Here is a 20,817-nt window from a genome sequence, read left to right on the forward strand (position 1 = left end):
GTCGCTCCGTGACCGCCGCGCCGCTGATCCTTGCGAGTTCGAGCCCGCGGCGTAAAGCCTTGCTAGAGATGATCGGGGTCGTTCCCGACGAGATTATTCCCGCCGACATCGATGAAACGAAATTGAAGGGCGAGCTGCCGCGCGATCTTGCTTTGCGGCTGGCCAAGGGAAAAGCAGAAGCGATTGCGAAGCAGCGCTCCGATGCTTTCGTGCTCGGCTCCGACACGGTTGTAGGATGCGGGCGGCGCATCCTGCCAAAAGCGGAAGACGAACAGACGGCGCGGGAGTGTCTGGCGCTATTGTCGGGCGGATCGCATCGCGTTTTTTCCGGCGTGGCGTTGGCCAAACCTGGCGGCGAGGTCCTCTCGCGGGTGGTTGAAACCCGCGTGAAAGTGCGCCGCCTCGATCAGGCGGCGATCGACGAATACATCGCGAGCGGCGAATGGAACGGCAAGGCGGGCGGTTACGCCATTCAGGGCCTCTTCGCCAAGCACATCGTCTCCATCATCGGCTCGCACCCGAATGTCGTCGGCCTGCCGGTTTATGAAACAGCGAACCTCCTCGCCGGCGCCGGATGGCGCAGATCATGAAACGCCTGATTATCGAATGCGGCGTCGCGGAAACTCGCGCAGCGCTTTTGATCGATGACGTCATCTGGAAATTTTGGTTCGGCTCGGCGCGCGGCGACGAAGCCTCCGACACATTTCCCCGCGCGGGTCGGCGTTTTGCCGGTCGTGTTAAAGCTGTCGACAACGGGTTGGACGCGGCGTTTGTCGATCTTGGCGACGGAAGGGATGCGTTTCTGGCGCTGAAGAAAAGCAATCAAGATCATTGCATCGATGGCGCGCTGATCGAGGTGGAGATCAAGGCGCCGCCGCGTCAGTCCAAAGGCGCCGCGCTTAAGTTTATCGGCGCGCTGAAAGACGGCGAACCGGGGCGCCTGCCGCCGTTTCAGGATGCGGCTGTCGAGGCTGCCGAAACCATCGGCGGAGATGCGGATGAGTTTCTGATCGATGACGGCGCCGCGTTGCGTGCGCTTCAGGCTGCCGGTTTTGAAAACGCCCGTCATGAGGCGCATCCGGTGTCGCTGTTTGAAAAACATGAAGCTGATCAGGAATTCGAGGCGGCGTTCGAGCGCGCCGTGCCGCTTTCGGGCGGCGGAAGGCTGATTATCGATGAAGCCCATGCGCTGACCGCTATCGATGTGGACACGGGCGGGCTCACAGCCTCGTCGCCAGCGCGGCTGCGAGAAAAAATCGCCTTCGCGGCGGCGGAAGAGTCCATGCGCCAGGTTTCCCTGCGCAATATCGGCGGTCATATCGTCATCGATTTTCCGGACATTCCAAGCGATGCAGGCCGCAGGCGTTTTCAGGCACATCTCAAAAAAACGCTCGCGCGCCTTGACGGCGCCGGCGCGGCAAGTTTCTCCCGTTCAAATCTTTACAGCCTTACCGCGCCGCATCATGCGCTCTCCCTGCTCGACCGGTTTACTGAAAAAGCCGACGCCGAGCCTATCGCCGGGCGACGTTTCACCCGGGACGCGGCGGCGAAAATGGCGGTGGCCGCGCTGGAGCGGCGGCTGCGCGCCGAGCCTTCTAAACGCTTCCGTCTGACTGCCGGCGCAGACATTCGGGACCGCCTCTCGAAAAATGAAAAATGGCTTGACCGGTTGACGCAGCGTCATGGTCCGCGCTTTGACATTTTTCACGACAGCCAACTTGGAGACAGGCTTTTTGACCTCGCCCAGCAATGACAACAGGGGAAAGAACCTTGCGCGCTGCCCGATCTGCCATGCGCCCGCGGTTCCGGAGTATGTCCCATTTTGCTCCAAACGCTGCGCCGATGTGGACCTCCATCGCTGGCTATCCGGCAGCTACGCCGTCCCCGCGGAGGAGGATGACAGCGACGGGGCGCCGCAGCCCGGCGGCGAAGCGATCGAGGATTGATGGACATCGCCCGGGAAGTGTGAAAATATCACATTATTGGCCGACTCTCCGGCTCTTGAGGACTGGATGCATTTAAAGGGAATGCAGACTGGCGTGATGAGAACCTGCCGTGAACGGGCGGGACCAGTTCTTATTGCCGCGATTCTGGCGATTTTCGCGTTCCAGACCCTTGTCGTCGTCCATGACGCCAAGTTCGGTGAAGAAATTCACAAACATGACGGCAAGGTCTGCGTGCTTTCGCTCGTCGCGCATAATGGCGACAAGGCTATTGCGGCGACGGCCTTTGTAATGACCGTCATTGTCGCCATGTGGCGTGCTGGCGCTCATGTGGCGCAGACCGAACGCGCCGCCATCGCGGTGCGCGCCGCCCGGCCCCGCGGCCCTCCAAGCTTCTGACAATCCGTAATCGTTGCGTCTTGATTGTCAGGCCTCGCGTTTGAACGCGTGAGGCGTATAGGTTTGAAGGGATTCACCTCGTGAAAAAGAAACTGTTGCTGTCCGGCGCTGCTGCGCTTGGGATCTGCGCGCCGCAAGTGGCGTTCGCGCAAGATGAAGATCATGGCCATGCGGATGACGAAATCATCGTCACCGGCACGCCCATCGCCCACCCCGAACATGAATCGATCATCGCCGCCGATGTGCTGACGGCGGAGGAACTCGCCTCGCGCGGGGAATCCTCGATCGGCGAGCTGCTGCGCCGCGAACCCGGCGTCTCCTCGACGTTCTTCGGTCCGGCGGCGAGCCGCCCGATCATTCGCGGCCTTGGCGGGGACCGGGTCAGCGTGCTCGACGCCGGCATCGGCTCCATAGACGCCTCATCGGTGAGCGACGACCACGCCGTGGCCGTCGAACCCGCCATGGCGGAGCGCATCGAAATCGTGCGCGGCGCGGCGACGCTTTATTACGGCAGCTCCGCCGCCGGCGGCGTCGTCAACGTTTTTGACGGGCGCATTCCCGACAATGAGCCCGAAGGCGGGATCGACGCCGCGTTGCGCACCAGTCTTTCCTCCGTCAATGACGGCGTCGAGGCCGCGGGCGGTTTCGATGCGTTGCTCGGCAAGTTCGGCGACACGAGCTTCGTCTTCCACGGCGAAGGCTATTACCGCGATGCGGACGACTACGACATTCCCGGCTTTGCGGAATCGGAACGCCTCCGCGCCCTGGAGGAAGCCGAGGAAGAAGAGCATGAAGAAGGCGAAGATCACGAGCATGAAGAGGAGGAAGAAGCCTTCGGAACCGTGCCCAACACCGCCATTACGGCGAAGGGCGGCGCGGTCGGCGGCTCGCTGATTTTCCCCGACGGCTTTATCGGCGTTTCCGCGAAGGTTTCCCGCTCGCTCTATGGCGTTCCCGGGCATCACCACCACGAGGAAGACGGAGCGGCGGAAGAAGAGGGCGGCGAAGAGACCGTGAATATCGATCTCGAACAGGAGCGCTATGATCTCAGGGGCGAGTTCAACAAACCCTTCCTCTTCATCGACAGTACGAAGATCCGGTTCGGCTACGCCGATTACACGCACCAGGAGCTTGAGGGCGATGAGATCGGCACCACTTTTAACAACAAGGGATATGAAGGCCGCGTGGAGTTTCTGGAAAAAGAGTTTGGTAATTTCCGCGGGGCCACAGGCTTCCAGTACAAGCACCGCAATTTCGAGGCCATCGGTGACGAAGCCTTCACGCCGCCGAATATCACCGATCAATTCGGCGTCTTCACCGTGCGCGAATATGAAACCGGAAACTGGCACGCCCAAGTCGCCGGGCGCTATGAACATACGAGCACTGAGGCGGAGTCCGTTTCTCTTTCCCGCGACTTCGACGCCTTCAGCGTGTCGGCTGGCGTGGGCGTCGAGCCGAACGAACAGCTCTTCCTTGGGGTGAATTTACTGCGCACGGAACGCGCCCCAGCGCCCGAAGAGCTCTTCTCCAATGGCCCGCACCTCGCCACAAATGCTTACGAAATCGGCGATCCGACGCTCGGCAAAGAAACGGCTCGCGGCGTCGAGACGACGCTTCACGGCGAATATGGGCGCCTCTCTTTTACGGTGAACGGTTTTTACACCGACTACAAAGACTTCGTCGCGCTTATTCCCAATGGTGAAGAGGAAGACGATCTTCCGGTCTTTGAGTTCTCGGCGCATGACGCCGTCTTTAAAGGCTTCGAGGCTCAGGCGGACGCCGACTTGTTCTCCGCAGGAGATTTCAATGTCGCGGCGAGGGCCCAGCTCGATTATGTGCGGGCGAAGTTCAAGGAGGATGGCGGAGATGTTCCCCGCATTCCGCCGTTGCGGACCCTGTTTGGTCTTGAAGCAACCTCGCCTCATATCGACCTGCGCGGCGAGCTGGAGATTGCGGCGGAACAGGATCGCATCGCCGATTACGAACTCCCCACCGACGGCTATACAATGGTGAACCTCGCGGCGACCTGGCGGCCGGGGGGCGAAGATCATGGCCTCTCGGTGCAGCTTCGCGCCGATAACGTCACCAACGAAGAAGCTCGGCTCGCGACGTCATTCCTGAAAGACGTTGCGCCGCTGCCCGGCCGCAATATCAGGCTCACGCTTCGCGGGGAGTTTTAAACGAAAATGGCCCGCCGCGTGATGCGGCGGGCCATTTTCTACTGGTGTGATTGTTTGTTTAGAGGCTGTTTTGGGGGGCCTTGACCGCTGTCAGCGCTGCAAACTGTATGCGCTCCTCGTTATCAAGCGCCTGGTCGCCGTCTTCGTCGGCGGCGTCGAATTGCGCCACGCGTTTTTCTTCAAGTTCCGCTTGGGAAATCTGTTCATCGCCATTCGAGAGTTCGGCGAATTGCTCTTCCGCTGTCGCAGCAGCCGTAACGTCGCCCTCAACAGCCGTTTCCGCAGACCCTTCTTCGGTTTCCACGACTTCATCGGGAATATTCAACGCCGGATCGTTGATCGGTGCGCGGGCCGAAGCGTAAGCGATGAACTCGCCTTTATCGACCGCGCCATCTTTATCGAGGTCGGCCTGTGAAAACTCCGAAGCCGCATAAAGCTTGGCTTCCTCACGGGTCTCGACCTGGCTGGCGTCGATAATCGCGACAGTTTTGGTTTTCATCGTCGCTTCAGCGGCGGCGCCGGTTTCAAGGTCAGCATCCTGCGCGCTGGCGGCGAACGGCGCGAGCGCAAAAGCCGAAGCGCTGAGAATAAGTGTGCGTAACATAATAGCCTCCTTAACAGGTTTTGTTCAGGCGCTCATCGTTGCGCCGTGTAAGGAAGAGTTAGGCATGTTCGCGAGACTTGTTAGTTAAGCCTTGGTCATGACTTCATCGTCATGAACGCAATTTAAGACGCGCAGCGTGGAACTAGATCATACCGCTGATTTTTCTATCGTGGCCGGGCGTTCGCCGGAGGAAAACATCGCTTGCATATCCACGGAAGACTCTTTTCCGATGCTGTCGAAGTTATCCGCAAGCCATGCGTCGGCGATTGCGCGGCCTTTTTCTTTCAAGGCGGACAGAAAGCCCCAATCCGTGCGGAATTTGCTCGCCACATCGTAATCCTCGAGCGCTCGGTCGGAGCGAATGGAGTGAATGCGGATATTGCGCAGCCGGTCGCGGTACTCCTCTTTGATCCAGCCGTCGTCAAGCAGCTTGTGGACGAAATTGATTGCGCGCAATTCCCGCAGCAAAGACGAATTGAAGCTGATCTCGTTGATCCGGTTCATGATCTCGGCGGCGGTGACCGGCGTATCGTCGCGTTCGATCGGGTTTACATGAACGATGATGATGTCGGACGTCGCCGCCTCATAGAAAAACGGAAACAGGACGGGATTGCCCATATAGCCGCCGTCCCAGTAATCTTCGCCATCGATCGTCACCGCCTTGAAAATGAAAGGCAGGCACGCGGAAGCGCAGACGACATCCGTCGTCATGTCCTTCGTTTCAAAGACATGCACCTTGCCGGACCGCACATTGGTGGCGGCGATAAAAAGTTTGAACTTTGTGCATTCTTTCAGGCTGTCAAAATCAATACAGCCGTTGAGAATGCGCCGCAGCGGATTCACGTCGAACGGATTGAACTGGTAGGGCGAAAAAGCGCGCGTAACCGCGTCGAAGATCTGATAGGAAACGGCGCTCGCTATGTTCGCGACCGGCGAGGTCATGGGAAATGGTCCCGCCGTCACCGGGCTGTAGATTTCGCCTGCGGCGCTGATCCTCGTCCATAAGAGGTCGAGCGTTTTGCGCGCTTCCTCCGCGCCGCCTTTGTGAAGACCGTAAGCAACGGCCGCCGCATTGACAGCGCCGGCGCTCGATCCGGAAATCGCCTCTATCTCAAGGCGGTCGTCTTCGAGGAGGCGGTCGGCGACGCCCCAGGTGATGGCGCCGTGGGAGCCGCCGCCCTGAAAGGCCAGGTTGATCGTTTTTTTCTTCGCCATCAGTGCGCGACCCAGCCGCCATCGATCTGATGCGCGGCGCCGGTGATGGAGCTCGCTGATTCGGAACACAGAAAGACGGCGAGGGCGGCGATCTCCTCCACCTCGACGAATTTCTTGGTCGGCTGTTCACCGAGCATCACGTCTTTCACGACCGACTCTTCACTGATCCCGCGGGCTTTCGCAGTGTCGGCGATCTGGTTTTCAACCAGCGGCGTTTTCACATAGCCGGGGCAGATCGCGTTGCATGTGACGCCGTGTTCGGCGCCTTCAAGCGCGATGGTTTTCGTGAAACCGACAATGCCGTGCTTTGCTGCAACGTAAGCCGATTTGAACGGAGAGGCGACGAGCCCGTGCGCGGACGCAATGTTGATGACGCGTCCGAAACCGCGCTTTTTCATCCCTGCGAAAACAGCTTTGGTCGTGTGAAAAGCTGAAGTGAGGTTGATCGCGATGATGGCGTCCCATTTCGCTTCGGGAAAATCCTCCACCGGCGAGACATGTTGGATGCCGGCATTGTTCACGAGAACGTCCACTTGGCCGAAGGCGGTTTCGGCCTCGGCGATGAGATTGCGGATCTCCTCCGGCTTCGTCATGTCGGCACCATTATAGAGAACCTTGACGCCATATTTGTCCTCAAGCCCGGCGCGCACGCCCTCGATCTCTCCGGGGTCCCCGAAGCCGTTGAGCATGATGTTCCAGCCCTCGGCCGCGAAACCGGTCGCAATGCCGAGTCCGATGCCGGAGGTCGAGCCCGTAATGACGGCGTTAAGCGGTGAAGCCATGGGTAACTCCTTTGTGCTTGTCCTGGCGCTTTGCCTAGCATAAATGCTGCATCGCACAAACGGCTGTTTTCCGCGCTTTGTTCCAGCTTTTGCTTCTTTCCGGAGCCGGGCGCCGTTACACTCTCTAATCGCAGCAAATAGGAGCGCTTCCCATGCCACGTTTCGCCGGTCTTGTTTGCGTATTATCCGCCCCTTTCGCCCTCGCTTTGACCAGCGCCGCTAGTGCCCAGATGTCGGTCACCACTATCGGCGCCACGGACGCCGTTTCGTGTTATGAAAATGCGCGCAACGATTTTTCACGCGATAGTGATCCCTGCGACAAGGCGCTTAAAGACAATGCTATGTCGCGCGCCGACCGGAAAAAGACCCTGGTCAATCGCGGCATCATCTATAACCGCACTGGAGAGGTCGGCGCCGCCATCGACGACTTCAACACCGCGCTCGACCTCGACGGCTCCCTAGGCGAAGCCTACCTCAATAGGGGCAACAGCTATTATCTGATGCAGCGCTATGACGACGCGCTCGCCGATTATGAACAGTCGCTCGGTTTCGATCTCAATAAGCCCTGGGCGGCCTGGTATAATATCGGCCTCGCCTATGATGCGCAGAAATTGCCGGAAAAGGCGAAGGAAGCCTATCAGACGGCGCTCAATCTCAATCCGGATTTCACCCAGGCGCAGCAGAAACTCGAAGGCCGCAATTGAGCTTCGTCACCCATCTCGAATGTTCCTACACTGGCGAACGCTATGAGGCGGGCCAGGTTCATGGCCTGTCGAAAGCGGGCAAGCCGTTGCTTGTGCGTTATGACCTAGGGTCGCTATCAAAGATGATCCGCAAGGATTTGCTTGCCGCGCGTACGGACGGTTTCTGGCGCTACCGCGAGTTCCTGCCGGTCGCCAAACCGGAAAACCGTATCAGCCTCGGCGAGGTGATGACGCCGCTGATCCGCCTGACCCATACGGAGAAAAAAGCTGGCGTCACCGGAGAGATCATCGTCAAGGACGAGGGCCGACTGCCCACCGGATCGTTCAAGGCGCGCGGGCTCGCTCTCGCGGTGTCCATGGCGAAGGAGCTGGGGCTCCATCATCTCGCCATGCCCACCAATGGCAATGCCGGCGCAGCCATGGCCGCTTATGCGACCGCGGCGGGGATGAAGACCACCATCTTTTGTCCCGACGACACGCCGCAGGTGAATGTGGATGAGATCGCGCTGCAGGGCGGCGACGTCTATCGCGTCAACGGCCTCATCAATGACTGCGGCAAGATTGTCGGCGAGGGGAAAGAGAAAGCCGGCTGGTTCGACGTGTCGACCCTGAAGGAGCCCTATCGCATCGAGGGCAAGAAGACGATGGGCCTCGAACTCGCCGAACAGCTCGGCTGGGATTTGCCCGACGCGATCTTTTATCCCACCGGCGGCGGGACGGGTCTCATCGGCATGTGGAAGGCTTTTGAGGAATTGGAGGCGATCGGCTGGATCGGCTCCAAACGCCCGAAAATGATTGCCGTGCAGGCGGCAGGCTGTGCGCCCATCGTGAAAGCCTGGGAATCGGGCGAGGAGCACGCGCCCTTGTGGGAGAACGCCTGGACCGCCGCGGCGGGCATCCGCGTGCCGGTCGCCGTCGGCGATTTCCTGATCCTGCGCGCCGTGCGCGAATCCGATGGGTTCGCCGTCGCCGTCGAGGAAAATGACATCTTCAAGGCGCGCGACGCCATCGCCCGCGAGGAGGGACTGCTTCTCTGTCCTGAAGGCGCGGCCACATACGCCGCCTACAGACAATCTCTCGACGACGGACGCATCTCGAAATCCGACCGCGTCGTTCTTTTTAACTGCGCCACGGGATTAAAGTATCCCATGGAAGCTAAGACCGGCTTTGTCGACCGCACGAAGCCGATTGATTACGCTCAATTCTGAGCGGGACAATTGGACAATCCTCACGCCTTGCGCTAAGTGCCCCCGCAAGAACGAACAGAAGGATCATCAGACCAGTGAACAACTAGGCCGGAACACCCGATACGCCGCCGCAGGTTTCACGAGAGATGCCGCGCGCTTTTTTCTTATTTCCGACCGGAGTTCATATGTCAGATCTTCAAAACCGCCCGCTTGCCGGGCCAAACCCCAATGAAAAACACCCGATGGATGGGATCGTCCAAGTCGGCTTTTTAAAGCCGCTTGTAAACCAGCCTAATGTCGAGATCGGCGACTACACTTATTACGACGATCCCGCCGGGCCGGAGCATTTCTATGAGCGCTGCGTGCGCTATCACTTCGAGCATATGGGTGACCGGCTGGTTATTGGCCGCTTCTGCGCAATTGCATCCGGCGTTCAGTTCATCATGAACGGCGCCAATCACCGGATGGACGGGCTCTCCACCTATCCCTTCGCCATCTTCGGCAAGGGCTGGGAGGATCCGGACCATGACTGGGCGAAGGGATCGCGCGGCGACACCGTCATCGGCAATGATGTCTGGATCGGCACGGACGCCGTCATCTTGCCCGGGGTTACGATCGGCGACGGCGCGATCATCGGCTCCAAAGCGGTCGTCGCCTCGGACGTTCCCGCTTATGGAATTGCAGTCGGCAATCCAGCACGAACGCTGCGCCAGCGCTTTGACGAGAAGACCGTCGAACGGCTTCTCGCCGCCGCCTGGTGGAACTGGCCGGCGGAGCGGATCACCGCCAATCTCGACGCCATTCGCGGCGCGGATGTCGCCATGCTCGAGCGGGCCAGCGCCTGAAGCAGACTGCGGCGGATTATGACCGATCTATCCGCAAAGCGTGCAAAGGCATGGCGCAATTCTACTGAAGCGGGAGAATATCGAATAGACGCCATAGAACAGTGATAGATTGTAACATTAACGGCTTGTCATGTAAGCATTCTAGCGACAATACTCTTTAGCGTCTGCTCATTTTGCGCTGTCCGCCAATGAGTTATGGGGTTTCAGGCGGTCAGGGCCGGGCTTGTTGGGCGACGTGCGACGCGGAGGGGGCGGAGCATGAACAGGCAGTTCTCTTTATATCTTGACGCGGTGCGTTTCAGCGCCGCCGTTGGCGTGCTTTTTTCTCACTTTGTCATGCAGCGTTGGACCGGCGGCGCCTTTCCCGTCAAGGCGTCGGAGTTCTTTGGGCAAGTCGGCGTCGACCTCGTCATGGTCTTCTTCGTGCTGTCCGGTTTCGTGATCGCCTATACAGTCGAGATAAAAGACAAATGCTGGAGCGATTATGCGTTCAGCCGGGCGACGCGCATGTACTCGGTGGCGCTGCCGGCGATTGTCATTGCTTTTTTCTTCGACCGCAGCGGGGCGGCGTTAAATCCGGAAGCTTATGACGGCTGGTGGTATGCGGAACATTCCCTTACGGAGCTTTTCCTCCGGGGCGCGAGCTTCACCAATGAGTTCTGGGCGGCGCCTTTCCGCATGGGCTCCAACGGACCCTATTGGTCGCTAGGCTATGAGGTCTGGTATTATGTTCTTTTCGGCTTTGCGGCGTTCTCGAAGGGGCTGATCCGCCTCGCGGCTTTCACAGCCGTGCTGCTTCTCGCCGGACCGGGGATCGCGCTTCTCGGCGTCGTCTGGATGATGGGCGTCTTCCTTTATCGCCTGATGGGGAAGGAGCGGCGCGCCAGACTCTCGAATGGCGGCGTGATCGCGGCGAGCCTCGCCGCTGGGCTTCCCATCGCCATGTATTTTGCAGCGCGGCTCTTCGACCTCAATGACGTGCTCTTTGAAATGAGTTTCCGGGTCGCGGCGGATCTTGGGCTTCAGGGGGCCGTGGGACGCGCTGAACTTTTCATCTGGCACTGGTTCGTGGGCGCGCTTGTGGGCGTTCATTTCTGGAGCGTCGCGATGCTGCTCAGGAACCGGCCAGGCGAGGCGCCCCAATGGCTCTCCCGGCCCATACGCTGGCTCGCCGGAGCGTCGTTCTCGATCTATCTCGTCCATTACCCTGTAATGCAGGCTCTTCACGCTATCCTCGCCGGCGATCCCGCCAGTCCATACCGGATGGCGTTAATGGCGGCCCTGACCTTGGCCCTATGCCTGGTCTTCGCCGAACTGTTTGAACGCCCGCTGCCGACCTTCAGGAGACAGCTCCGCGGTTTGGCGGCGCAGTTTTCTTCGGCTTCTACCCGTATTGCCTCCTGAAAAATAAGGTTTTTTCCGAAAGAAAATTCTACGGGAAAAATTTACTTGGCATGAGAACAAAAAGGGAATAAAGAACAAATAACGAACTCGGGAACCAAGGGAGCGTCTTATGGAAAACGAAAGCTTGCGCGACGTCGTCGGACTCGGCGTACTCATTCTGGTCATCGGCGCGGCCCAGTTCTGGAGCGTCATTCTCGGGGCGTAATCGGCGTTCCTTTACATCCGAAGCTGGTAGGGACGCGAAGGTGACGGCGCACTTCATCCATTTGCATCTGCACTCGGCCTATTCTCTCGCCGAGGGAGCGATCCCCATCGGCCGGGTGAAGGATCTCTGCCTCAAAGCGGGGATGCCCGCGGTCGCGGTCACCGACACCAACAATCTCTTCGGCGCGCTGGAAGCCTCTGTCACCCTCGCCGGGGCCGGGATCCAGCCCATCGCCGGGCTTCAACAGGCTTTTGACGGCGCCGATTTCGGGCTCCAGACCCCTCGCGGCGGACGCCAGCCCTTCCTCGTCCTCCTCGCCCAGTCTGAGGCCGGTTATCAGAACCTTCTGAAGGTGACGAGCGAGGCGTTTTTGAACTCCCGCTCGGAAGAGGGGACCTGCGCCGGTCTCGACTGGCTGGAAAGCCATAGCGACGGCGTCATCTGCCTTACCGGCGGCTATGACGGGCCTGTCGACCGGCTTCTGCGCGAGGACCGCAAGGCGGAGGCGAAGGCGGCGCTTCAGAAGCTTGCAGGCCTTTTTCCGGACCGGCTTTACGTCGAACTCCAGCGCCACGCCGCGCGCGACGATGAAAGCGTCGAGGAAGACCTCATCGATTTCGCCTACGAACTCGATCTGCCGCTTGTCGCAACCAACGAACCATTCTTTCCGACCCCGGACGATTATGAGGCCCATGACGCGCTTCTCTGCATCGCCGAGGGCGCCTATGTGCATCAGGACGACCGGCGGACGGTGACGCCCGACCATTATTTCAAATCGACGGAGGAGATGGCGGCGCTCTTCGCCGATCTGCCCGAAGCAATCGAGAACACTGTCGAAGTGGCGAGACGCTGCGCCTACCGGCCGCGTTTCCGCGATCCGATCCTGCCGCGCTTTGCGGGCGAGGGGGAGGAGGCCGCCGCCGCCGAGGCCATGGAGCTTGAGCGGCAGGCGCGCGAAGGTCTCAAGGCGCGGCTGCGCGCTCATGAACCCGCGGCCGATGAAAGCGAATATTGGGACCGGCTCAAGGTCGAACTCGACATCATCAACCGGATGGGGTTTCCGGGCTACTTCCTCATCGTCGCCGACTTCATTAAATGGGCAAAGCGCGAGGGTGTGCCCGTGGGGCCGGGCCGCGGCTCCGGCGCGGGGTCGCTCGTCGCATGGGCGCTGACCATCACCGATCTCGACCCCTTGCGGTTCGGGCTCCTCTTCGAGCGCTTCCTCAATCCCGAACGCGTCTCCATGCCGGACTTCGATATCGACTTCTGTCAGGACCGCCGCGACGAGGTGATCCGCTACGTTCAGGGAAAATACGGCCGCGACCGCGTCGCCCAGATCATCACCTTCGGAAAGCTGCAGGCGCGGGCCGTGCTGCGCGATGTGGGCCGCGTCCTCAACATGCCGTTCGGGCAGGTCGACCGCATCTGCAAGCTGGTGCCGAACAATCCGGCCAATCCCGTGACGCTCGCCGAGGCGCTCGAGACCGAACCGCGCCTCAAGGAACAGCGCGACGAGGACGAGGCCGTAGCGGCGCTCATTGAAAAAGCGCTGAAGCTCGAAGGGCTCTACCGTCACGCCTCGACCCATGCAGCCGGCGTCGTCATTGGCGACCGGCCGCTCGACGAGCTTGTGCCGCTTTACCGCGATCCGCGCTCCGACATGCCGGCGACCCAGTTCAACATGAAATGGGTGGAGCCGGCGGGCCTCGTTAAATTCGACTTCTTGGGATTAAAGACGCTCACCGTCATCGCCCGCGCCGTCGGCTACGCGGCCGAGCGCGGGATCGATCTCAAAATGGAGGAGATCCCTCTCGACGACAAGCCGACCTTCGAAATGCTGGGCGAGGGCGCGGCGACGGGGGTCTTCCAGCTGGAAAGCACCGGCATGCGCTCGACGCTGCGCGCTATGAAGCCGGACACGCTGGAAGACATTATCGCGCTCGTCTCGCTCTACCGTCCGGGCCCGATGGAGAACATCCCCACTTACATCGAACGCAAACAGGGCCGTCAGGAGCCGGATTATCTCCACCCGCTGCTCGAGGGCGTGCTGAAGGAAACCTACGGCGTCATCATCTATCAGGAACAGGTGATGCAGATCGCGCAAATTCTTTCCGGCTATTCGCTGGGCGAGGCCGACCTTCTGCGCCGCGCCATGGGCAAAAAGAAAAAGGAGGAGATGGATCTTCAGCGCGTGCGTTTTGTCGACGGCGCCAAAGAAAAAGGCGTTCCGGCGGCGAAATCCTCCTCCATCTTCGATCTGGTTCAGAAATTCGCAGGCTACGGCTTCAACAAATCCCACGCCGCGGCCTACGCCTATATCGCCTATCAGACGGCCTGGCTGAAAGCCAACTATCCGGCGGAGTTTCTCGCGGCGTCCATGTCTCTCGACCGCGCCAACACCGACAAGCTAGCGATCTTCCTGAAAGAGGCGCGGCGCACCGAGGTGAAAGTTCTGCCGCCGCACATCAATCATTCGGAAGCCGACTTCTCCGTGAAAGACGGCGCCATTGTCTATGCCCTCTCGGCGGTGAAAAATGTCGGCGAAGGCGCCATGGCGCATATCGCACAGGAGCGGGCGCGAAACGGCCCGTTCAAGGACTTGATCGACTTCGCCGAGCGTGTGGACCTCAAGCAGGTAGGCAAGCGCTCCCTGGAAAACCTCGCCCGCGCCGGAGCGCTCGACGGTCTTTGCGCCTCGCGGGCGCAGGCTTTCGCGTCCGCCGAGCTTCTGATCCGCACCTCTGCGGCGCATCAGGAAGAACAGCAAAGCGATCAGGGCGGACTATTCGCCCTCGACGATGCGCCGGCGCTCGCCAAGCCGAAACTGCCCGCCGCTGAGGAATGGACGCCGCAGGTGCGCCTCGACGAAGAACGCGCCGCCGTCGGGTTCTATTTCAGCGGGCACCCCCTCGATGATTACGAAAAGGAGCTGAAGCGCCTCAATGTCGCGACCTATGCGGAGGCGCAGGCGCGCGCCAAAACCGGGCGCGCCGCGCTGCAGATGGCCGGCGTCATTCGCACGGTCCGCATGCGCCGCTCGAAAACCGGCAAGCCCTTCGCCTGGGTCGAAATGTCGGACCAGAGCGGTGAATATGAAATCACCGTTTTTTCTGAAACACTGAACGCGTCGCGCGATCTCATGGAGTCGGGGTCTCTTGTGCTCGTCGGCGTCACCGTGGAGGAGCGCGATGGCGATGTGCGCTTCACCTGCGAGACCATGCGCGGTCTCGATGCGGCGGCGGCGTCGACCGTTTCGCAATTGCGGGTCTCGGTGACCTCGCCTGACGCGCTTGAGGGGTTGAAACGCCGGCTCGCTTCGGTGCGGCCGGCGAGCCCCCGGGAAAGCGGCTCCGTCGTCGTTGTCATGCGCCTGCCGGAAACCGGCCGTGAGGTCGATCTTGCCCTGCCAGGCGTCGCCGCCTGCACGCCGGCCATGCGCGGGGCTTTGCGCAGCATCAACGGCGTCGCCGACGTGGAATTGATTTAGGCGAACCGGCCTAGAGGCTGTGTTTCAGAAAAGATCTCAAAGCGTCTGAAAATTCAGGACGTTTCAGGCCCAACGTGATGTTCGCTTTAAGCCAGCTCAGCTTGTCGCCACAATCGTGACTCTGGCCCTCATATTCGAACGCGTAAAAGGACTGGGTTTTCATCAGCGCGTCCATGGCGTCGGTGAGCTGGATTTCCCCGCCCGCGCCCCTTGGCGTCGTTTCAAGGAGCCTGAAAATCTCCGGCTGGAGGATGTAGCGCCCGGTGATGGCGAGGTTCGACGGCGCGACCGCCGGGTCGGGCTTTTCAACCATGCCCGACATTTCAAACAAGCGCCCGGAACGCTCGCCCTTTGGCGCGACGACGCCGTATTTATTAGTGTCTTCTTTCGCCACTTCCTCGACGGCGATGATGTTGCCGCCGGTCTTTTCATATTGCGTCACCATCTGGGCGAGGCATCCCGGCTTGCCGTCGATAACGACATCGGGAAGCGATACGGCGAAGGGTTCGTCACCGATAATGTCGCGCGCGCACCAGACCGCATGACCAAGGCCTAGCGGCGCCTGCTGGCGGGTGTAGGAAAGCGCGCCCGCTTTCGGAATGACGCCGCGCACGCTGTCGAGAATGGCGGTTTTCTTTTTCGCCTCGAGCCCCGCCTCGAGTTCGAAGGCGTGATCGAAATAATCCTCGATCGCGCCTTTGCCGCGCCCGGTGACAAGCACGACGTGCTCCATCCCCGCCTCGAAGGCTTCGTTGACCACATAGTCGATCAGCGGCCGGTCGACGAGCGGCAACAATTCCTTCGGCGTCGATTTCGTTGCAGGCAGAACGCGCGTGCCGTGGCCGGCGACGGGAATGACGACTTTGCGGAGAGGCTTCATGAGGCTTCCATTATCTCTGCGTTAACACTTTCAGGGCGCCATCAAGACTTTGATAGCGGTTCGATCTTATCCTTGTCCCGGCGGCGAAGATCAACCGGCCGCCGCGCGGGAAGGGCGTTCCGCATCAAATGGCCTTATGGGCGCCTTGAAACCGTCCGGACGAAAGGCTGTTCTTGCACCGGGGCGGGGCTCTGCGCATATGGTTGAGGCGCGGATCGCGCCCGTGCAGGGCCGAGAGACATGTATGAGCGATGAAAACGAAGCAAAATCAAGGGAGTCAGCTGGCGCCCGCAATCCGCTGGGCGGCGAGGGGCCGTTGATTCAACCGAAGAAACAGAGCTTTTTCGCCGGCCTCTGGTCGAATTTTCTAGCCGGCGTCGCAGTCGTGGCGCCCATCGGCATCACCATCTGGCTTTTTTATCTCCTCTTCACCGGCCCGATGGCGAACCTTGACGCCTTCGTCAAACGCACGCTGCCCGCCGGAAATTACGAAACTGTAGTACAGGTGATACCCGGCATCGGGGTTCTCCTCGCTTTCATCGTCATCATTCTCGTCGGCGTTTTCGCCAAGAACATCATCGGCCGGTCTTTCATCCGCGCAGGCGAGCGTCTGTTCGAATCCGTTCCTGTGGTTCGCAATGTCTTCGGTTTCTTCAAGAACGTTTTCGAAACGGCGCTGCGCCAGTCGGACCGGTCGTTCAAGGAAGTGGCGCTGGTGGAATATCCGCGCACCGGCGCCTGGGTCATGGCCTTCGTCGTCGGCGAAACAAAGGGCGAAGTGCGCGCGCGGCTCGACGATATGGGCGATCATCTGACCTCAATTTTCATTCCGACTGTGCCGAACCCGACCTCCGGCTTTCTGCTTTTCGTGCCGCGCAAGGATCTGCGCATCCTGAAAATGACGGTGGAGGAAGCGGCCAAGGTGGTTTTCTCGCTCGGTCTTGTCACGCCGGAATATGCGGACGGCGCCGAGGCGGCGCGGCGGCTCGAAGCGCTCGCCGAAGAAGCGCGGAACGAAAAGGCGCCGCTGCGCAAACGGCTATTCAGCAAGAAAGCCTAGCCCGCACTGAGCAATTTCACGGCATCATCGCGGCTGAAAAGATAGAGCAGGGTGCGCAGCGCTTCGCCCCTCGGCGTGCGTAATTCAGGATCGCGATCGATAATCATTTTGGCGTCGTCACGCGCAGCGGCGAGAAGCTCGCCGTGAACTGCGATGTCGGCGAGGCGAAAGCGCGGGAAACCGGATTGCGCCGCGCCAAGAAAATCACCCGCGCCGCGCAGGCGCAGATCCTCCTCGGCGATGACGAAACCGTCCTCTGTGTCGCGCAACACTTTGAGGCGCGCTTTCGCGGTTTCGCCGAGCGGCGGTTTGTATAAGAGGATGCAACTCGACTTCTTGTCGCCGCGCCCGACGCGCCCGCGCAGCTGATGCAGCTGGGCGAGGCCGAAACGCTCCGCATGTTCGATAATCATGATGGTGGCGTTGGGCGCGTTGACGCCGACTTCGATCACCGTCGTTGCAATCAGAACGGATAAGTCGCCGCGATAGAATTTCTCCATCACGGCGTCCTTGTCCGGGCCCGACATACGGCCGTGAACGAGACCGACGCGATCGCCGAGTACGGCTTTCAGACTCTCGAAGCGTTCTTCCGCTGCGGTGAGATCGATGATGTCGGATTCCTCCACCAGCGGGCACACCCAATAGGCCTGATTGCCTTCCGCGGCGGCGCGCCTCACCGCCGCTATCATTTCATCAAGCCGGCTCATGGGAATGGCGCGTGTATCGACCGGCTTTCGTCCCGGCGGTTTTTCTGTGATGCGGCTATGCTCCATATCGCCATAGGCGGTGAGGGCGAGGGTGCGCGGGATCGGCGTCGCCGTCATCACGAGGAGATCCGGCTTCGGGCCTTTCTGCGTCAGCGCAATGCGCTGGCGCACGCCGAAACGGTGCTGTTCGTCGATGACGACGAGGGCAAGATCTTTGAACTCGACGCCTTCCTGAAACAGCGCATGCGTGCCCATCAGAATATCGATCTCGCCGCGTTTCAGCCGTTCGAGTTTTTCATTTCGCGCGGCGCCCTTGTCGCGGCCGGTGAGGATTTCCATGCGGACGCCGGTCGCCGCCGCGAGATCGGCGAGCGATTCCAGATGCTGGCGCGCGAGAATTTCCGTGGGGGCCATCAACGCGGCTTGCGCGCCTGTTTCAATCGCGCCGAGCATGGCAAAGAAAGCAACGATGGTTTTGCCAGAGCCGACGTCGCCTTGAAGCAGCCGCACCATACGTTCGTTGGATCGCATGTCGGCGAAGATTTCCTTCAACGCTTCCGTCTGCGCGCCGGTCAATGAAAACGGCAGCGCTTTTTTTGCGATGGCGATGCGCTTGCCATCGCCTTTGATGGCGCGGCCCTTGGTCTTGACGCGCGCCTTGCGAATGAGCGCGAGCGCAAGCTGGTTGGCGAGGAGTTCGTCAAAGGCGAGGCGTTGGCGCGCGGGAGAGAGGAGCGATAATTCTTCTTGCGCTGAAGGGGCGTGAACAATGTGGAGCGCCTTCTTCCAGCTATCCCAGTGATGTTTGGCAAGCCAATTCGGCTCCTGCCATTCGCTAAGTTCCGGCGCGCGCGCAACCGCCTGCGCCGCCGCCTTGCGCATCACCGCCGCGGACAGTCCCGCCGTCAGCGGATAGATCGCTTCATGCAGCGGCATGTCGCCGGGTTTGTCCGGATCGGCGATGTAATCGGGATGCGTCATCTGACGGGCGCCTTTGAACTCCTCGACCTTGCCGGAAACAAGACGCCGCGCGCCTTCTGGCAATTGCTTCGTCAAATAATCCGCGCGCGCATGAAAAAAGACGAGCGTCACGAAACCGGTCTCGTCAGAGCAGATGACTTTGTAAGGCGCGCGCCGGCCTTTCGGGCCGGGCTCATGCCGGTCGACCGTGACCTCCAGCGTGACGATGCGCCCCTCGGGCGCGTCGGCGACTTTCGGACGGAAGGAGCGGTCCACAAGTCCCGAAGGCGGCGTCAGGATAAGGTCGACCACGCGCGGGCCGGCCGCGCGGCCGATCAGCGCGGCGATCTTTGGGCCGACGCCGGTGAGGACAGTGATATCTGCAAAAAGAGGATTGAGAATGGCCGGCCGCATGGCGCTTCAATAGCGCTGTTCTCAGGTCTTTTCCATTTCGCTCGAAGGGCTAAAAGGCGGGATAAGGAGTTCATGGATGCTAAGATCGCTCGCTGCCATCATCATCGCCGTCATCGCCGGTCTCGCCGCTGCGAAAAGCGTCGAGGGCGGCGGGGCGGCCCTTGCGGGCGTTGAGGCTCCGTCTGCGCTCTATGGCGTTTTCTTGCTCGCAGGCTGGCTAGTCGGCGCCTTTGTCGCCGCCATGCTCGCGCTCATGATTGGCGGCCGGTGGGCGCCCCTGGGCGCGCTTGGCGCCGCGTCGATTTGCTTCGCGGCGTTCATGACGCTTATTTCCAATCCGCTGTCGTGGATGCTGTGGCCGGGCGCAATCATCGCCGCAGGCCTGGGCGGGTTTGCGGCGGTGCGGATCACCGGCGCGAAAATGCAGCACCCCGGCCTGACGCGTAAGCACGGTCTGTTCGATGAGTGACGCGATCCCGGCCGCGACCATCATCCTGTTGCGCGACGAGCCGCGTTTCGAAACGCTGATGGTGGCGCGTCACGCCAATATCGCCTTCGCTGGCGGGGCCATGGTGTTTCCCGGCGGGCGCATCGATGCGGGCGATCATGCCCCAGGGTGGAAAGACCATTGCAACGGCGCGGAGGGCGTTCCGGAAGATCAGCTTGCTCCCCGCATCGCCGCCATTCGGGAAGCCTTCGAAGAGACGGGGCTTCTGTTGGCGCGGCGCGGAGGGCGGATGATCGGGGCAGAAGCGGCGGCGCTCGGGTCCTGGCGAAAGCGCGTCGAGGACAATGACGCGTTGTTCCTTGAAATGATCAAAGGCGAAGGTCTGCGGCTCGCCCTTGATGAATTGCATTTCTTCGCCCGCTGGCGGCCGGGGTCAGAGGTTCCGCATCGTCGTTACGACACTTGGTTTTTCGCGGCGCGCGCGCCCGAAGCGCAAATCGCCGAGGAAGATGGCGGCGAAGCGACGGAGGTCGTCTGGGCGCCGCCCTCTGCGCTCCTCGCCGACCGTGACGCAGGCCGGCGCAAGATGATCTTTCCCACATCGCGCAATGTGGAGCTGTTGAATGTGAGTCCTTCCGCATCGGAGGTCTTCGATTTCGCCGCCAGGAGGAGGATCGATCTCATAGAGCCGCGCATCATCGAACGTAACGGCAACATGTTCCTCACCATCCCGGACGATATGGGCTATCCGGTGACGGAAGAAATTCTCGAAACCGCCATGAGGGATTAGGGGCGGCTGCTCGTTTCGCGAAAATAGTGAGAAATGGCGCGGCGCGTATATTCAAGCGCGATGGCGTCATAGAGCGCATGCGCGGCGATCGGCGCGAGAAGATTGTCCGTCGCCGCGTAAAGAATGCCGAGATAAACCCCGACCAGTCCAGCGATGAACGCATAAAGCGCCGTGCGCATATGCATCATGCCGAAAATAATATTGGTTGCGATGATGGCCACTGCCTCCGGCGCGAAACCGGTCATCCAGGTCTGCAGAACGCCGCGAAACAAAAGCTCTTCGGAAATGCCGGCGGCGATCGCCATGGCGGCGATGCGGGGCGGCGTGAACGAGAACCCGATTTCGGAAAAGAATTTGATCTGCGATTTCCGGAAAGAGGCGAAATGTTCAAGCGTGGTGTTGGAAAACCACCACAGGAACGCCGCGAGCGGCGCCGTCGCGATGACGCCAATGAGAACCGCATCGACGTCCATGTTGAATTGCGGGCCTAGCGGCGTCTCGAAGAGGAAACTCAAGCCAATGGCGGCGAGCCCCATCAGCGCCGTGCCGCCAACGACAATCAGAAAAGTGCGTTCCTCCGAAGGCGGGTTCCGGTCCGCCATG

General features: G+C 60.6%; 19 protein-coding genes. 13 read left to right on the forward strand and 6 right to left on the reverse strand.

What is annotated here, in order from left to right; translation table 11 throughout:
* Window positions 1–8 precede the first annotated feature (8 nt).
* From ACQY5P_RS02230 to ACQY5P_RS02250, 5 genes are all read left to right on the forward strand, one after another.
* On the forward strand, window positions 9–590 hold the full coding sequence (locus ACQY5P_RS02230) for a Maf family protein (RefSeq protein WP_428409215.1): 582 nt from the start codon (window positions 9–11) through the stop codon (window positions 588–590).
* Window positions 587–1,753 carry a ribonuclease E/G gene (locus ACQY5P_RS02235; protein ID WP_428409216.1) on the forward strand — a complete coding sequence of 389 codons (1,167 nt, stop codon included), beginning with the start codon at window positions 587–589 and terminating at the stop codon, window positions 1,751–1,753. The genes ACQY5P_RS02230 and ACQY5P_RS02235 overlap by 4 nt, the downstream gene beginning before the upstream one ends.
* Window positions 1,734–1,946, forward strand: a complete 213-nt coding sequence (locus ACQY5P_RS02240; protein ID WP_428409217.1) for a DNA gyrase inhibitor YacG — start codon at window positions 1,734–1,736, stop codon at window positions 1,944–1,946. The genes ACQY5P_RS02235 and ACQY5P_RS02240 overlap by 20 nt, the downstream gene beginning before the upstream one ends.
* 96 nt (window positions 1,947–2,042) lie before the next feature.
* The gene (locus ACQY5P_RS02245) at window positions 2,043–2,342 is read left to right on the forward strand and encodes a hypothetical protein (RefSeq protein WP_428409218.1); all 300 of its coding nucleotides are present in this window, start codon (window positions 2,043–2,045) and stop codon (window positions 2,340–2,342) included.
* A gap of 80 nt (window positions 2,343–2,422) precedes the next feature.
* A complete protein-coding gene (locus ACQY5P_RS02250) occupies window positions 2,423–4,522 on the forward strand; it encodes a TonB-dependent receptor (RefSeq protein WP_428409219.1) in 2,100 nt (699 codons plus the stop codon).
* 58 nt (window positions 4,523–4,580) lie between these two features.
* Here ACQY5P_RS02250 and ACQY5P_RS02255 read toward each other — a convergent pair whose 3' ends face one another.
* From ACQY5P_RS02255 to ACQY5P_RS02265, 3 genes are all read right to left on the reverse strand, one after another.
* A complete protein-coding gene (locus tag ACQY5P_RS02255) occupies window positions 4,581–5,126 on the reverse strand; it encodes a hypothetical protein (protein WP_428409220.1) in 546 nt (181 codons plus the stop codon).
* A 147-nt stretch (window positions 5,127–5,273) separates the two neighbouring features.
* Complete coding sequence (locus ACQY5P_RS02260; RefSeq protein ID WP_428409221.1) at window positions 5,274–6,341, reverse strand: patatin-like phospholipase family protein; 1,068 nt, start codon at window positions 6,339–6,341, stop codon at window positions 5,274–5,276.
* On the reverse strand, window positions 6,341–7,123 hold the full coding sequence (locus tag ACQY5P_RS02265) for a 3-hydroxybutyrate dehydrogenase (RefSeq protein ID WP_428409222.1): 783 nt from the start codon (window positions 7,121–7,123) through the stop codon (window positions 6,341–6,343). Before ACQY5P_RS02265 ends, ACQY5P_RS02260 begins: the two co-directional genes overlap by 1 nt.
* Window positions 7,124–7,275: 152 nt before the next feature.
* On the opposite strand from ACQY5P_RS02265, the gene ACQY5P_RS02270 reads away from it, so the two are divergent.
* The 5 genes from ACQY5P_RS02270 to dnaE all read left to right on the forward strand — a co-directional run bounded on the left by ACQY5P_RS02270 (window position 7,276) and on the right by dnaE (window position 14,955).
* Window positions 7,276–7,827, forward strand: a complete 552-nt coding sequence (locus ACQY5P_RS02270; protein ID WP_428409223.1) for a tetratricopeptide repeat protein — start codon at window positions 7,276–7,278, stop codon at window positions 7,825–7,827.
* Complete coding sequence (locus tag ACQY5P_RS02275; protein WP_428409224.1) at window positions 7,824–9,035, forward strand: threonine synthase; 1,212 nt, start codon at window positions 7,824–7,826, stop codon at window positions 9,033–9,035. The genes ACQY5P_RS02270 and ACQY5P_RS02275 overlap by 4 nt, the downstream gene beginning before the upstream one ends.
* A 164-nt stretch (window positions 9,036–9,199) precedes the next feature.
* Window positions 9,200–9,859 (forward strand): CatB-related O-acetyltransferase, encoded by a 660-nt coding sequence (locus ACQY5P_RS02280; protein WP_428409225.1) that lies wholly within the window; start codon window positions 9,200–9,202, stop codon window positions 9,857–9,859.
* A gap of 258 nt (window positions 9,860–10,117) precedes the next feature.
* The gene (locus ACQY5P_RS02285; RefSeq protein WP_428409226.1) at window positions 10,118–11,263 is read left to right on the forward strand and encodes an acyltransferase family protein; all 1,146 of its coding nucleotides are present in this window, start codon (window positions 10,118–10,120) and stop codon (window positions 11,261–11,263) included.
* 245 nt (window positions 11,264–11,508) lie between these two features.
* Window positions 11,509–14,955: a DNA polymerase III subunit alpha gene (dnaE, locus tag ACQY5P_RS02290; RefSeq protein ID WP_428409227.1), complete on the forward strand. Its 3,447-nt coding sequence runs from the start codon at window positions 11,509–11,511 to the stop codon at window positions 14,953–14,955.
* A 10-nt stretch (window positions 14,956–14,965) separates the two neighbouring features.
* On the opposite strand, the gene galU is transcribed toward dnaE, so the two are convergent.
* Window positions 14,966–15,835, reverse strand: a complete 870-nt coding sequence (gene galU / locus ACQY5P_RS02295) for a UTP--glucose-1-phosphate uridylyltransferase GalU (protein ID WP_428409228.1) — start codon at window positions 15,833–15,835, stop codon at window positions 14,966–14,968.
* Window positions 15,836–16,079: 244 nt separating this feature from the next.
* Here galU and ACQY5P_RS02300 point away from each other — a divergent pair, with 244 nt between their 5' ends.
* Window positions 16,080–16,895: a DUF502 domain-containing protein gene (locus tag ACQY5P_RS02300; RefSeq protein ID WP_428409229.1), complete on the forward strand. Its 816-nt coding sequence runs from the start codon at window positions 16,080–16,082 to the stop codon at window positions 16,893–16,895.
* Here the strand turns inward: ACQY5P_RS02300 and recG are convergent.
* Complete coding sequence (gene recG, locus ACQY5P_RS02305) at window positions 16,892–18,976, reverse strand: ATP-dependent DNA helicase RecG (protein WP_428409230.1); 2,085 nt, start codon at window positions 18,974–18,976, stop codon at window positions 16,892–16,894. The genes ACQY5P_RS02300 and recG overlap by 4 nt on opposite strands.
* 76 nt (window positions 18,977–19,052) lie before the next feature.
* Here recG and ACQY5P_RS02310 point away from each other — a divergent pair, with 76 nt between their 5' ends.
* Both ACQY5P_RS02310 and ACQY5P_RS02315 read left to right on the forward strand, forming a co-directional pair.
* The gene (locus ACQY5P_RS02310; RefSeq protein ID WP_428409231.1) at window positions 19,053–19,445 is read left to right on the forward strand and encodes a hypothetical protein; all 393 of its coding nucleotides are present in this window, start codon (window positions 19,053–19,055) and stop codon (window positions 19,443–19,445) included.
* A complete protein-coding gene (locus tag ACQY5P_RS02315; RefSeq protein WP_428409232.1) occupies window positions 19,438–20,214 on the forward strand; it encodes an NUDIX hydrolase in 777 nt (258 codons plus the stop codon). Before ACQY5P_RS02310 ends, ACQY5P_RS02315 begins: the two co-directional genes overlap by 8 nt.
* On the opposite strand, the gene ACQY5P_RS02320 is transcribed toward ACQY5P_RS02315, so the two are convergent.
* Window positions 20,211–20,816 carry a lysostaphin resistance A-like protein gene (locus ACQY5P_RS02320; RefSeq protein WP_428409233.1) on the reverse strand — a complete coding sequence of 202 codons (606 nt, stop codon included), beginning with the start codon at window positions 20,814–20,816 and terminating at the stop codon, window positions 20,211–20,213. The two genes, ACQY5P_RS02315 and ACQY5P_RS02320, sit on opposite strands and share 4 nt — an antisense overlap.
* Between the last annotated feature and the right edge of the window lies 1 nt (window position 20,817).

The sequence above is a fragment of the Hyphococcus sp. genome, assembly GCF_965267305.1.
Taxonomy (GTDB): domain Bacteria; phylum Pseudomonadota; class Alphaproteobacteria; order Caulobacterales; family Parvularculaceae; genus Hyphococcus.

What these genes read in the sequence shown, in the direction of transcription:
- ACQY5P_RS02245 (WP_428409218.1), top strand. Translation starts at nt 2,043, where the DNA reads ATGAGAACCTGCCGTGAACGGGCGGGACCAGTTCTTATTGCCGCGATT.
- ACQY5P_RS02280 (WP_428409225.1), top strand. Translation starts at nt 9,200, where the DNA reads ATGTCAGATCTTCAAAACCGCCCGCTTGCCGGGCCAAACCCCAATGAA.
- recG (WP_428409230.1), bottom strand. Translation starts at nt 18,976, where the DNA reads ATGCGGCCGGCCATTCTCAATCCTCTTTTTGCAGATATCACTGTCCTC.
- ACQY5P_RS02270 (WP_428409223.1), top strand. Translation starts at nt 7,276, where the DNA reads ATGCCACGTTTCGCCGGTCTTGTTTGCGTATTATCCGCCCCTTTCGCC.
- ACQY5P_RS02255 (WP_428409220.1), bottom strand. Translation starts at nt 5,126, where the DNA reads ATGTTACGCACACTTATTCTCAGCGCTTCGGCTTTTGCGCTCGCGCCG.
- ACQY5P_RS02300 (WP_428409229.1), top strand. Translation starts at nt 16,080, where the DNA reads ATGAGCGATGAAAACGAAGCAAAATCAAGGGAGTCAGCTGGCGCCCGC.
- ACQY5P_RS02265 (WP_428409222.1), bottom strand. Translation starts at nt 7,123, where the DNA reads ATGGCTTCACCGCTTAACGCCGTCATTACGGGCTCGACCTCCGGCATC.
- ACQY5P_RS02315 (WP_428409232.1), top strand. Translation starts at nt 19,438, where the DNA reads ATGAGTGACGCGATCCCGGCCGCGACCATCATCCTGTTGCGCGACGAG.
- ACQY5P_RS02310 (WP_428409231.1), top strand. Translation starts at nt 19,053, where the DNA reads ATGCTAAGATCGCTCGCTGCCATCATCATCGCCGTCATCGCCGGTCTC.
- ACQY5P_RS02235 (WP_428409216.1), top strand. Translation starts at nt 587, where the DNA reads ATGAAACGCCTGATTATCGAATGCGGCGTCGCGGAAACTCGCGCAGCG.
- ACQY5P_RS02320 (WP_428409233.1), bottom strand. Translation starts at nt 20,816, where the DNA reads ATGGCGGACCGGAACCCGCCTTCGGAGGAACGCACTTTTCTGATTGTC.
- ACQY5P_RS02285 (WP_428409226.1), top strand. Translation starts at nt 10,118, where the DNA reads ATGAACAGGCAGTTCTCTTTATATCTTGACGCGGTGCGTTTCAGCGCC.
- ACQY5P_RS02260 (WP_428409221.1), bottom strand. Translation starts at nt 6,341, where the DNA reads ATGGCGAAGAAAAAAACGATCAACCTGGCCTTTCAGGGCGGCGGCTCC.
- galU (WP_428409228.1), bottom strand. Translation starts at nt 15,835, where the DNA reads ATGAAGCCTCTCCGCAAAGTCGTCATTCCCGTCGCCGGCCACGGCACG.